Consider the following 12,281-nt stretch of genomic DNA (forward strand, 5'->3'; position numbering starts at 1 on the left):
TCACCTCGCACCGCGTGGAGGCGCGGGGTGGGTGCGACGCTAGCGTGACGACCTGCCTTGTCCAGTGACGCCTGGCTCGCCTGCCGTGAGGTATTCCCGCGAATGGCGTGGATGCGGGACCTTCACGCCTGGCGTCAGGCTCGCTTGGACGATGCGCGGGGTGCACTCCGATGGCATGGTGACCTTCGACATGACCCGCCTCGCCGTGACGTTGCTCCTCTGCTGTGTTCCCTGGTTGGTGTTCGCGCAGGCCCCCGTGAAGGAGCAGTGGGTCGTCACGACGGACCTGTGGGGCAATCCGCTCTATCAGGCCCTGTCGCTGGAGCGGACGGGCAAGCGGCTGGGGGGCGAGTTCGACGGGGACACGTTGGAGGGTGAGCGGACGGGCCAGGAGGTCCGCTTCACCGTCACGGACTCAAACAAGGCGCGCTACATCTTCACGGGCAAGGTGAGCGGGGACACGATGCGGGGCACCGCGGACATGCCCGACACGAACAACGCCCAGGCGCGGGTGAAGCATGCCTTCACCGCCCGGCGCATCGCCGAGCGTCCCTCGGGGCCTCCGCGTCGCCACGAGTTCAAGCCCACCACCTGGTCCAACGAGTTCTCCGCGACCCGCGAGCCGGTGCTGACGCTCTGGGCGGGTGACACGCTGAAGACGACCACGCTCGACTCTGGTGGGGTGGATGAGCACGGCGTCACGAAGGCGCTCTTCGGAAATCCCCAGACGGGGCCGTTCTTCATCGGGGATGCGCGGCCTGGGGACACGCTGGTCATCCACCTGAAGCGCGTGCGCTTGAATCGGCGTCACGCGGACAGTCTCGACAGCATCGTCGGAAGGGCGATGACGCCCGCGCTGGCGGCGAAGGCGACGGAGTTGGGCAAGCCCGTGCGCTGGACGCTGGACTGGGAGAAGGGCGTCGCGAGCCCTGAGACGCCGACGGAGCGACTGAAGGACTACACGGTGCCGCTGCGGCCCATGCTGGGAGGACTGGCGGTGGCGCCGGGCTTCGGTCTGCCTGCCTTCTCCACCGGAGACACGGGGCGCTTCGGTGGGAACATGGACTTCAACGAGGTGGTGGAGGGCAACACCGTCTACCTGCCTGTCTTCCAGCCGGGGGCGCTGCTCTATCTGGGTGATGCCCATGCCGCGCAGGGCGATGGTGAGACGTCACAGTACGCGTTGGAGACGTCGATGGAGGTGGAGTTGACGGTGGATGTCGTGCACGGCAAGGCGCCGTCGATGCCCCGGGTGGAGTCTCCCACGCATCTCATGGTGCTCGGGCAGGCGGGCTCGCTGGATGATGCGCTGCGCTCGGCGACCAGCGGCATGACGCAGTGGCTGGAGCAGGACTACGGGCTGTCGTTGTCGGAGAGCGCGCAGGTGCTGGGCACCAGCGTGCAGTACGTCGTCGCAAACCTCGCGGGGCGAAGCGTCGGCGTCGTCGCGAAGCTGGACAAGTCGCGACTGGCGAAGCTCCGCGCCACGGGGAAGTAGCGCGGCTCAGAACATGAAGCCGTCGAGCTGCAACTGACACGTGGCCGGGTCGACTCCCGACTGGACCCTGTGCGTGTTCCGCGTCATGGGATTCTCCAGTGCGGTCTGTTTCGCATCGGGCCACTCTCGTGGGTTGTCATGCGAGCGCAACAGGCCGGGCCGGCCGTCGAACATCCACGGCCGACCCAGGTGACGCCGTGACTCACGTCACCCGCGAGTGACCTCAGGGGAGGAAGGGCGAGCGGTCACAGGAGAGGCTTCCTCCCGCGCGGTACAGCATGTCCTGGTAGACGATGGTGTTGTTGATGGGGAAGGCGCTCGTCACGGAGGCCACCGTGGCGCCATTGCGCACCAACCGGAAGCTCGGCGTCCCCTGCTGGAGCGGGACTCGGAACGACTGGATTCCCGCCGCCACGTTCGTGCGCTGAACGCTGCCCGCCAGCTCGATTTCCAGCGTCGCCGGCGCCGTCAGGAACGCGAGCAGCTCGATTTCGTTCACCGCGGGCGCGCCATTCACCAGCCGGTAGACGGCGCTCTGCTTCGTCAGGTCCGGCGCCGCGCTCGTCGAGTGCCGCCGGTGGAAATAATACAACCCATCCCGGACGATGGGCGGCTGCACGCCTGTCTTGAACCACGCGGTATAATACGCCGTCAGGTCGAAGGCGGCCCACTGCGTGCCGGAGGACGGGGAGAACTCCGTCGCCTCCGAATAGTCATTCCACGTGATGAGCTGCACCCAGTCCGCGCCGCCCTGGATGGCCGCGCTCCACAGGGCCCGGAGCGCCTGCGAGTTGTTCGCCTCCGTGTAGACGAGGTCCTTGGGGCGGGAGTCCTGCAAGGCCACCGGTGCCATCCACTGGAGCCCCATGCCGTGCGCCGTGCCGGGGTTGGCCAACTGCCCCGAGGCGCCGGAGAGCGTCCGGCTGCCCCAGGTGGACGTGCCATGCAACGGCACCACCGCCTTGAGTGCGTTCGTCTGCGCCACCCACGGGTTGACGTACACGGGCCACAGCGCCGAGGGGATTCCGCGTGCCTGGAGGGCCTGGACGACGGAGGCCCACCACTGCGGCGTGCGCTTGTCGGCGTAGTACGGCGCGAGCAGCAGCCGCCCATCGTCCAGGTGATACACCGCCGGGTGCGAGGCCACCGATGCGATGGAGTTCACGAACGCCGTGAGCGCCTCCGCGTCGGTGCCCGAGTAGGTGGAGGTCAGGTCCGGCATGAGGACGATGCGGAACCCGCTGTCGACGTTGCTCGCGGCCTGCAGCAGCTTCAGCAGGCGGTTCCAGTGCGTGCCGGTGTGGTTGAGGATGTCGTAGGTGAAGCCGTCCAGGCCCAGCGCCGAGGCGCGACGCACCTCCAGTTCGAAGTTCGCCAGCTCGTAGTCCACGCCCGCAGCGCGAGGTGCCTGGGGCAGGGGCCGCTGCTTGAGCAGCCCGCCGCAGTACGCGAACTTGGAGTTCTCCCCGGTGGGCACCAGGTAGTGGCGCGCGTAGTAGTCAACCGACGGCTCCCGGTTGTCGAGGGAGAGCGGGTAGGGCGAGAAGTAGTGCGCGAAGACCTTCTTCGGTGATGCGCGCAGCGTGCTCAGGGCCGGCAGGTCCAATGGCCAGCACGGCGTGGCGGGCGCGGCGGCGACGTCCGCGGTCAGCTCCAGGTCAAAGCTCAGGTCCGACGAGTTGAGCGTGGACTGGTGCACCTCCACCGCGAGCACGTTGGTGCCCGAGGTGAGGAGCGCGGCGGACACGGAGGCGCTGTGCCAGGTCAGCTCGGCGCTGTCGGCGATGACGGTGCTCGCCAGCGTCGACGCCGTCACCGTGCCCGCGGGCAGGTTGCTGCGAAGGACCTCCTGCCCGTTCAGGTAGACGATGGCGCCGTCATCGCGCAGCAGCCGCAGCACCATGTTGCTCACCCGGGAAGGGTCCGCGACGGTGAACGTCCCGCGCAGCCAGGTCGTCACGTAGCGCGACGACGTGCTGGGTCCGTAGGAGACGACCGTCGCCTCATCACCGTCGCCGTAGCCGAGCTGCGCGGAGCCCTGCTTCCACGCCGTGTCCGTGTAGCCCACCGCCGTCCAGCCCGCGCCCGGGTCCACGCCCGTGTCGCGATATCTCCACACGCTGCCCGGTGCGACGAGCGTGCTGACCTGGAGGCCCGCCTCCGTTGTCGTGGAAGGCGGTGGGGCTTCCTCGGGCCGGGAGGCGGGGCCGCAGGCTCCGAGGAAGGGAAGGAACAACGCAAGGCAGACCGCTCGACGAGGGGGTGTGGAGAGCATGGAGGTGTCGTCTTCCAGGGGGTGTGTAAAAACCGGAAGACTTCCAATCCATTGATAACAAGCAACGCTCTGTCTTGTCCCAGCTAGAAAATCGAGTCCTTGTCGGTGAGGTTGTAGACCTCCTGCACGTCGCGCAGCAGCTTGGGGAAGTCCAGCTCCAGGTCCCTCAACAGGCCGGTGCGCATGTCGAACACCCAGCCGTGCACGGTGGGGAAGCCCTTCTCCACGTAGCTGCGCTGCACGGCGGCCGTCTTGACGATGCTGATGCACTGCTCGGTGACGTTCAGCTCCACGAGCCGCGCGTAGCGGGCCTCGGGGTCCGTGAACGTGTTCAGCTCCGCCTTGTGGAGCCGGTAGACGTCGCGCACGTTGCGCAGCCACGGGTTGAGGATGCCCAAATCCTTGGGCTGCATGGCCGCCTTCACGCCCTGACAGCCGTAGTGGCCGCAGACGATGATGCGCTTCACCGACAGGTGGCGGACCGCGTAGTTGATGACCGACATCACGTTCAGGTCGACGTTGTTGACCAGGTTCGCGACGTTGCGGTGGACGAAGACGTCCCCGGGCTCCACGCCCATGATTTCGTTGGCGGGCACCCGGCTGTCGGAGCAGCCGATGTAGAGGTACTCCGGGTTGTGTTCCGCGGACAGACGCTCGAAGTACTGCGGGTCGTCCTTCGTCTTGTCGGCGGACCAGCGGCGGTTGTTCTCGAAAATCTTTTCGTAGGAGGGCACGGTCCCGGTGCATGCCGCCCCTGCGCCCCCGCGTCAACGGGGACGTGTCATTTCCGGTTCGCGGTGGACACGCCTCAGCGGGCGAGCTGGATGAGCCTGGGCGGCGAAGCCCTCAGCTGGCGCATGTCGACGAGGATGTCGTACGCGCGGGACTCGGGCAGGACGGGACCCGCGGCGAAGCGGTAGAGGCTCCGCGTGTCCTTCTCCTGGGGGAAGCGCTCCCGGACGGCGGTGGCGAGCAGCTCCTTGGCCACCCACTCGGTGTCGACGGACACGGAGCCGAACTCGTCCAGATAGCGCTGGGACGCGGCGGAGTCTCCCTGCCGCGCGGTGAGGACGAAGACGCGCGGCTTGCGCGCGGGGACGATGGCGGAGGCCCCCTGCCGCATCAGCGCCAGCTCCCGCTCCTGCGGCACCGCGAACAGTTCCACGGACTGCTGATGCGCGAGCAGGGCGCTCACCGCGACGAACCCGCCCAGCAACGCCACGGCCACGCGAGGTCCCCGCGTGGGAAACCGGTCCCCCAGCTTCACCATCGCGGCGAAGAAGAACACGCTCCACACCCCCGTGAGGGCATAGAGGGTGCGGTACGTGGGCCACCGCTCGCTGGCGAGCAGGCTCGCGCAGTACGCGACGCCCGACAGGCCCACGAGCGCCACCACCCACGTCCCCACGCCGACGCGTCCCGTGCGACGCCCCTCGACGACGAGCCCCAGCGCGAGCACCGTCAGCGTCACGCCCACCATGGGCCAGTACCCCCACGAGGGCGCGGCGTCCGTGTCGTTGAGCGCATTCAGCGCCAGGGCATTGGGCAGCACCTGGGTGACGAACCAGACCGCCTTGGCCACGAAGTGCCGCTCCAGCACCATGCGCGGCGACGGGGTGAACACCCCCAGCGCGAACGTCATCCGGGTGACGACATACGCCAGCCCCAGTCCCCCGCCCACGACGAGCACGTGGCTCGCGAGCCAGCGCGCGGACGCGCGCACGTCGTCGAAGCGCCGCGTCACCAGCGCCGCCGCGAGCAGCACCGCGTAGAACGGACCGCTCGCCTGATAGATGAGCGTCGACGCGGCCAGGGCCACTACCCCGCCCACGCACCAGGACACGCTCCGCGCCCCGCCCGTCGAGGTGCCCACGCCTCTTCGCGCCAGGGCGAACGCCCCCACGCTCAAGAGCAGCGCCACCGCCTGGGGCCAGCAGATGCTCCAACTGGCGACCACCTGCGCGGAGGGAAGCACGATGAGGAAGGCGGCGAGCAGCGCGGCGGGAGACCTCCGCCACCCTTCGGCCCGGAACAGGAGGTAGAGCGCGAGCGACAGCAGGGCCAGCCCCAGCACGCCCAGGGCCCGCAGGCCGCCCAGCCCATCCACGTCGTCGACTTCACGCGTGGAGCGCTCCAGGAGCCAGCCGTACAGCGGACGGCCCATGGCGCCGCACACCCGCAGAATCTTCCCAGGCTCCTCGCGGGCCTCCCTCAGAATCGCGTAGTCGTCGCGCAGGCCATAGTCCAGGGAGATGGCGCTGCCATAGACGACCCAGGGAAGCAGGAAGAGCAGGGCGGCCGTACCCAGTGCTCGGAAGGCACCTGTCGTGATGCGTGTCTGCAGGGGGAACCTCTGAAGGCTCGCGAGCCTAGCAGAGTCGTATGACGCGTCTCGGTATGCGTGAAGTCTCACGCCAGAGTGAAACGTCCCACAACGACTTCACCGCCCGGCCGCCCAGGCCCATGCGGCGTGTCCCTCTGGACGAATCAGCAGCCCTCCCAGGCCGTGGAGCGGGGTGGCGTCGTCGGAAATGTCGAGTTCCAGCACCTCCAGCCTCGGTGTCCAGCCTGGCGCGGGCTCCCGTCGGGTGGGCGGGTGGGGGCAGCGATTCGCGTGCAGGGCGGCCCCCGCGCGTCCAACCCGGCAGTGAGGGCAGGGCCCGGTGGGGTGAAGGCACGGGCGCGTCCGGGTAGGCGACATCGAGTCCTCCGAGGTGCTCGGCGAGTGGCGTCACCGGCGAGCAGCACGCGGCCTTGCCGGTACGCCTCCGCCAGCCGCGTCTCGTTGCCGAAGCGCGACAGCCACCGGGGCTCTCGCATCCCGAAGTCGGAGCCCGCCACGCGCGTGAGGCTCGCCCGCAGCTCGTCCAGGGGGGAGCGGCTGCTTGAGGGGCGTGTGCTCGCGCCGGGCGTCCGCGATGATGCCGTCCCCCATGGGGACGATGACGGCGTTGCCGTGCGCGTGGGTGAGGGCGAGGCAGGAGGCGGGCCAGGCCACCTTCGCGTTGCTCGACGACGTGCTCGGGTTCACCATCGAGGAGCAGGCCTTCGGTGCTCAGCAGGGCGAGGGCCCTCCAGTGGCCGAGCGGATGCGGGCGTTCGCCACGTCGCGTTTTCCCCAGGTGGCCCGGGCGGTGGACGCGCTGGTGGACTCCGACTTCGACGCGCGCTTCGCCAGGCACGGTGAGCCGCGTGGGGCCTTCCGCAAGGCATTGGACAGCGACCCTGGACCGTGGAGCACCTGGGCGCGCGTGTATCGGAACGGGAGGGATTGGCAGGTGACGCCCGGTGGCGGGCCGCGTCTGCTCGTGCACGCCTGAATGTCAGACTATTGGAAGCAGTCCTTGACGTCGCCCGGTCACGCACCCACCTCAACTGGAGTGGAAGTGCTTGCGTGAAGAACGAATCCCGGCTGCCTGCTCACAATGTGACCATCGAGGGCTGGGTGGTGGAGTGGCTCGCCCTCTACTGGCAGATGCCCGCGGCCTCCATCGACACGCGGCGTCCCCTGGTGGAGCAGGGGCTCGACTCCATGGGGGCCATCTCCCTGGCGCATGACCTGGAGCAGTGGTTGGGTTTGCCGCTCACCCTGTCCTTCCTCTGGGAGCAGCGCTCCATCGAAGCCCTGGCTCGTGCCCTGGCTTCGCCGGGAGACCTGTTCGCCCAGGCACCTCCGAGCGAGTCCACCGAGTCGACGCGGGCGTCCGGCGGTGCGACTCCCGCGTCCCTGGGCCAGCAGCAGCTCTGGCGACTCAACAAGCTCCAGTCGGGAAGTGCTCGCTTCCATGTCCACCTGGGGCTGCGATTCGACGGTCCGCTGGATGTCGACTCCCTCAGGCTCAGCCTCCAGGAAATCGTGCGACGGCATGAGTCGTTCCGGACGACGTTTCACGAACAGGACGGGCGGCTGACGCAGGTGGTGGCATCACCGTCGCGGCTGGAGATGCCTGTCGTGGACCTGCGCGCGGAGCTGGACGGGGACCTGGGAGGGGCCCTGGGCTCCGCGTCCTTCCGGACACTCCATGAGGCGCAGGGGCGCACGCCCTTCGACCTCCAGGCCGGACCGCTGATTCGCACGGCCCTGGTCGTGCTGGCGGACCAGACCCATGTGTTGTTGGTGACGCAGCATCAGCTCATCACGGATGGGTCCTCGCTCGGCGTGTTCGGTCGGGAACTGGCGTCCCTGTATCGCGTCTTCCATGCGGGCGTGCCGTCGCCGCTGGCCCCACCGTCGCGTCAGGTGGCGGACGTGGCGCGCTGGGAGCATGCGTGGCTCTCCGGAGAGGCAGCGCAGCGGCAGCGTGAGTACTGGCGCGCGCGGCTGGACGGGGTGCCCGCCCTGACGCTCGCGTCGAGGAACGCCGATGCCGAGGACCCGCGGCTGGGAGGACTGGTCTGTTTCGAGGTTCCCGTGGCCCTGACGTCGGCCTGGAAGGCGCTGGCGAGCAGGGAAGGCGCGACGTTGTTCACCGCCCTCTCGGCCGCCTTCGCCGTGCTGCTGCGCTCGCTTGCGGGCCAGGAGGATGTGCTGCTGGGCACCGTGGTGGCGAACCGGGGGCGGCGCGAGCTTCGCGACGTGGTGGGGTATCTCGCCAACACCGTGGCGCTCCGGTGTGACCTGACGGGCAACCCCTCGTTCCGGGAGTTGCTGGCGCGCCACCGCGTCCGCACCACGGAGGACCTGAGTCATCAGGAGCTGCCGTTCGACGAGGTGGTGCGGCACGTCCGCGACGCCGGGGGCGCGCCGCCGAGGGTGCGGGCCGCATGCGTGTTCGAGAGTCTGGCCACCTTCGAGCTGACCATTCCCGGCCTGTGCTGCACGCTGTTGTCGGACACGCCGGATGCGTCCGTCCCCGGCACGGCCCGCCATGAGCTGACGTTGCTGTTGCGCGAGGACGAGGGAGGCCTGCGGGGCGCCTTCGAGTACGCCGCTGACGTGTTCAAGCCCGTGGAAGTTGAACAGCTCGCGGAGCGCTTCCGCCACCTGCTGGGCCGCGTCGTGGAGACGCCCGATGCGCGGCTCGATGACCTGCTGCCTCCCGGGGTCGCCGCGCCGTTCGGGTGACTCAAGCGCTGGAGTCCGAAGGCGGTGTCCCCACGGGACAGGCCTCGGGCACGGCCTCCATCAAGGCCTGGCGGGCCTCCTCGAAGTCGCGCAGGGCGGAGTCCACTTGCGCGCTCAGGTGCTCCGGCGGCTCCTGCTGTGAGCGGGCCTCCAGCTCCTCGCAGGTCCGCGAGAGGCGCGCCGCGCCGAACAGGGCCGCGCTGGAGCGCAGGCTGTGCGCGTGCCGGGTCAGCGCGGCCGCGTCGTTCTCCTCCAGGGCGAGACGGAACGCTGACAGGTGCTTGTCGGCGTTGCGCAGGAAGTCGCGCACCAGCGTGGCAAGTTCGCTCCGGTCCGGGCCGGTGAGCAGCTCCAGTCGTTGGAAGGCGGCCGGGTCGAACGCGACGGCGGGGGGCGCGGGAGGCGGTGCGAAGCGAGGTGCCTCCGCCGCGTTCTCCAGCGCCGCCACCAGCACCGACGCCTCCACGGGCTTGGTCACGAAGTCGTTCATCCCCGCCTGGAGACACAGCTCCTGGTCTCCCTGGATGACACTCGCCGTCATCGCGATGATGCGAGGGTTTCCATAGCGCCGCGCGTCCGCGCGGATGCGCCGGGTGGCCTCCAGGCCATCCATCTGGGGCATGTGGACGTCCATGAAGACGACGTCATATGGCTCGCGCTCCAGCGCGCCGAGCGACTCCTCGCCATTGCCCGCGACGTCGGCCTCGTAGCCCAGCTTCTTGAACAGGCGCAGGCCGACCTTCTGGTTGATGGGGTTGTCCTCCACCAACAGGATGCGCAGCGGCAGGCGCTTGCCCAGGGTGCCGTCCAGCTCGACGGTGGGTCGCGTGGGGACCACCTGTCCTTCCTTGAGGACGACTTCGAGCGTGAAGGTGGAGCCCACGCCCACGGTGCTCTGGACGCGGATGGTGCCGCCCATCATCTCCGCCAGCCGCAGGCTGATGGCGAGCCCCAGGCCCGTGCCGCCGTAGTGGCGGCTCGTCGACGCATCCACCTGGCTGAACGAGCGGAAGAGCCGATTCATTCGCTCGGTGGGGATGCCGATGCCCGTGTCCTGGATGGTGATGCGCAACGGCCAGCTCTTCGCTTCGGCGTCGGGGGGCGCCTCTCCCTTCGAGACGTGGACGGAGACGCCGCCCTCGTGGGTGAACTTGAGCGCGTTGCCCACCAGGTTGACGATGACCTGCCGCAGTCGCGTCTTGTCGCCAAGCAATGCGTCGTGCACGTCCTCGTCCACCGAGTGCCGCAGGTAGAGCCCCCGGGTGGACGCCTGGGGGCTCAGCAGTCCCATGCACTCCTTGAGGCCCTGGCGCAGCGAGAAGGACTGACTGTCGAGTTCGAAGGCGCCGGCTTCAATCTTGGAGAAGTCGAGCAGGTCGTTGATGAGGCGCAGCAGCGCGTCGCCGCTGGTGTGGATGACGTCGACGCACTCCTGCTGCTCCTCGGTGAGCGACGTGTCGCGCAGGAGCTGGGCCATGCCGAGCACGCCATTCATGGGCGTGCGAATCTCGTGGCTCATGTTGGCCAGGAAGCTGGACTTGGCGGCATTGGCCGCGTCGGCCTCCGCGCGCGCCGCGTCCAGGGCCACGTTCTTCTCGCCCATCGCGGAGAGGGCGTCCTGGGCCTCGGTGACGTCGAGGAAGGCCCACAGCCGGCCGCGCGCGGAGCCTCGGCGCGCGGGGACGCAGGAGACGGACAGCGTCTGGTGCGGTGACTCGAAGTGCCAGAGCATGTTGCGCAGCTCCGGCTCGCTGCCGTCGAACATGCGCGCCATCCGCTCCTCGATTCGCGCGCGGTTCGTCGCGCGCTCACGCAGGGTGGCCATGGCGCGGGACATGAGGTGGGCGGCCACCTGTCCCTCCGGAAGGCCGAGCAGCGTGGCACCCGGCTTGTTCACCCACGTCTCCACGCGGTTCTGCTCCAGGAAGACGAGCCCGCAGGGCACCGCGTCGGTGATGGAGTCCACGCGCGCGCGCAGCGTCTCCGTCGCGCCTTCCAAATCACACTCGCGCGCGGCGGTGAGCAGGAGCCCGGACAAGGCCCGGAGGGCTTGCTGCTCGGCGGACGTGAAGGGCGAGGGGTCCTGGCGAAGCAGGACGAGGCCTCCCTTGCGGTCATCGACGGACTGCCACGGCAGCACGGCCATGGCCCCGCGCAGGGGCGCCGGAAGCGCCAGGTCCGTGGGGCTCGGCTCGAAGAAGCGCCACTCCGCTTCGCCCAGCACCCCTCGGAAGAGCAGCTCTCCCAGGTGGGCCAGCCGGGGGCGCGTGGCGGGGGTGCCCGCCAGCTCGAAGACCGTGACAGCGTCGATGCGGCGCAGGCTGACGGCCACGTCCGCGCGACAGGCCTGGCGCACCACCTCCAGCACCCTCGCGAGCTGACCGCCATCCCGGAGGGACAGGGCCTTCACCGAGGCCACCATCAGCTCCGTCACCGAGGGGTCCACGCTCGGTGGTCCCGGGGGCTCACCCGGGTCGGAGGCGTCCTTCCGCGACAGACTCACGAGGCGGCGAGTGCCTTGGCGATGAGCGTGTTGACCTCGTGGGGCGCGGTCAGGTGCGGCAGGTGTCCCTGATTGGGGACGTGGTGAAGCTGCCCCTGGGGCAGGCTCTTCGCCAGGTATTCGCCCACGCTGTTCGGGACGGCGAAGTCGTTGAGCGGCTGGACGACCCAGGCCGGAATGGTGAGTCGGGCGACCTGCTCGCGGAAGTCGGACTCGAAGATGATGCGAATCACGCCGATGGCGATGTCGGGCCGCAGCGCGACGAGGGACTCGGCGAAGGCCCGGACCATCTCGGGTGTCGCGGAGGGGCCCACGGCGGCCTGCGCGAAGCCGCTGGCCCACGCGTCGAAGTGTTTCTCGATGGTCTCGTACAGCGCGTCGATGTCCGGCCGCTCGAAGCCGCCCAGGTAGTTGGGGGCGTTCATGTAGCGCGGCGACGCGCTGATGAAGAGCATGGAGCGGAAGAGCTCCGGACGGACCAGCCCCGCCAGCAGGCCAATCATCCCGCTCATGGAGTGGCCCACGTAGAAGACATCGCGCGCCTGGACGGCCTCCAGCACCTCAATCAAGTCCAGCGAGTAGCTCTCCAGGCTCGCGTAGCGATGCGGACTGTAGGCCTCCAAATCCGAGCCCAGGGCGCCCACATGGTCGAACAGGACGATGCGGTGCGTATCCTCGAAGGCACGCACCTGGTTGTGCCACGCTTTCTGATTGTTGCCGAAGCCGTGGGCGAGCACGAGCACGTCGTCGCCCCTGCCGACGACCTGCACATTGTTTCGAGTGAGGACCGTCTTGGACATGGCTGGCCCAGTCTAAGAGGACCTAACAAAAGTCAGGGCTGGGGTGGCCACCGACGAAGGGCATCCCCAGCTTGAGTGCATGGTCCGCGAACTCGTTCCCGACGCCTTCTGGCAGCGTGTGGCGCCGCTGCTGCCTCCGC

General features: G+C 69.0%; 8 protein-coding genes and 1 pseudogene. 3 read left to right on the forward strand and 6 right to left on the reverse strand.

All coding sequences use genetic code 11. The annotated features are described in order from the left end of the window. Positions 1-175 precede the first annotated feature (175 nt). On the forward strand, positions 176-1,498 hold the full coding sequence (locus HUA76_RS14465) for an acetamidase/formamidase family protein (RefSeq protein WP_254614167.1): 1,323 nt from the start codon (positions 176-178) through the stop codon (positions 1,496-1,498). Positions 1,499-1,721: 223 nt separating this feature from the next. Here HUA76_RS14465 and HUA76_RS14470 read toward each other — a convergent pair whose 3' ends face one another. The 4 genes and pseudogenes from HUA76_RS14470 to HUA76_RS14485 all read right to left on the reverse strand — a co-directional run. Next, a complete protein-coding gene (locus HUA76_RS14470) occupies positions 1,722-3,773 on the reverse strand; it encodes a glycoside hydrolase family 71 protein (RefSeq protein ID WP_174461163.1) in 2,052 nt (683 codons plus the stop codon). Positions 3,774-3,856: 83 nt separating this feature from the next. Then, on the reverse strand, positions 3,857-4,507 hold the full coding sequence (locus tag HUA76_RS14475; protein ID WP_141642538.1) for a carbonic anhydrase: 651 nt from the start codon (positions 4,505-4,507) through the stop codon (positions 3,857-3,859). Positions 4,508-4,581: 74 nt separating this feature from the next. After that, on the reverse strand, positions 4,582-6,186 hold the full coding sequence (locus HUA76_RS14480) for a hypothetical protein (RefSeq protein ID WP_371823472.1): 1,605 nt from the start codon (positions 6,184-6,186) through the stop codon (positions 4,582-4,584). 74 nt (positions 6,187-6,260) lie between these two features. Then, positions 6,261-6,656, reverse strand: a pseudogene (locus HUA76_RS14485) (FAD-dependent monooxygenase); the annotation flags it as partial. A gap of 50 nt (positions 6,657-6,706) precedes the next feature. On the opposite strand from HUA76_RS14485, the gene HUA76_RS14490 reads away from it, so the two are divergent. Both HUA76_RS14490 and HUA76_RS14495 read left to right on the forward strand, forming a co-directional pair. Continuing rightward, entirely contained in the window at positions 6,707-7,093 is a 387-nt protein-coding gene (locus HUA76_RS14490; RefSeq protein WP_217439563.1) for a hypothetical protein, read from the forward strand. Between the two features lie 74 nt (positions 7,094-7,167). Next, positions 7,168-8,838: a condensation domain-containing protein gene (locus HUA76_RS14495; protein WP_174461165.1), complete on the forward strand. Its 1,671-nt coding sequence runs from the start codon at positions 7,168-7,170 to the stop codon at positions 8,836-8,838. Between the two features lies 1 nt (position 8,839). Here the strand turns inward: HUA76_RS14495 and HUA76_RS14500 are convergent, their stop codons facing one another. Further along, on the reverse strand, positions 8,840-11,341 hold the full coding sequence (locus HUA76_RS14500; protein ID WP_174461166.1) for an ATP-binding protein: 2,502 nt from the start codon (positions 11,339-11,341) through the stop codon (positions 8,840-8,842). Further along, a complete protein-coding gene (locus HUA76_RS14505; protein ID WP_174461167.1) occupies positions 11,338-12,141 on the reverse strand; it encodes an alpha/beta fold hydrolase in 804 nt (267 codons plus the stop codon). The genes HUA76_RS14500 and HUA76_RS14505 overlap by 4 nt, the downstream gene beginning before the upstream one ends. Positions 12,142-12,281: the final 140 nt, after the last annotated feature.

Origin of the sequence: Myxococcus sp. CA056 (assembly GCF_013336715.1) — a bacterium.
In the GTDB taxonomy this organism is placed as follows: domain Bacteria; phylum Myxococcota; class Myxococcia; order Myxococcales; family Myxococcaceae; genus Myxococcus; species Myxococcus llanfairpwllgwyngyllgogerychwyrndrobwllllantysiliogogogochensis.

What these genes read in the sequence shown, in the direction of transcription:
- HUA76_RS14470 (WP_174461163.1), bottom strand. Translation starts at nt 3,773, where the DNA reads ATGCTCTCCACACCCCCTCGTCGAGCGGTCTGCCTTGCGTTGTTCCTT.
- HUA76_RS14505 (WP_174461167.1), bottom strand. Translation starts at nt 12,141, where the DNA reads ATGTCCAAGACGGTCCTCACTCGAAACAATGTGCAGGTCGTCGGCAGG.
- HUA76_RS14465 (WP_254614167.1), top strand. Translation starts at nt 176, where the DNA reads ATGGTGACCTTCGACATGACCCGCCTCGCCGTGACGTTGCTCCTCTGC.
- HUA76_RS14490 (WP_217439563.1), top strand. Translation starts at nt 6,707, where the DNA reads ATGGGGACGATGACGGCGTTGCCGTGCGCGTGGGTGAGGGCGAGGCAG.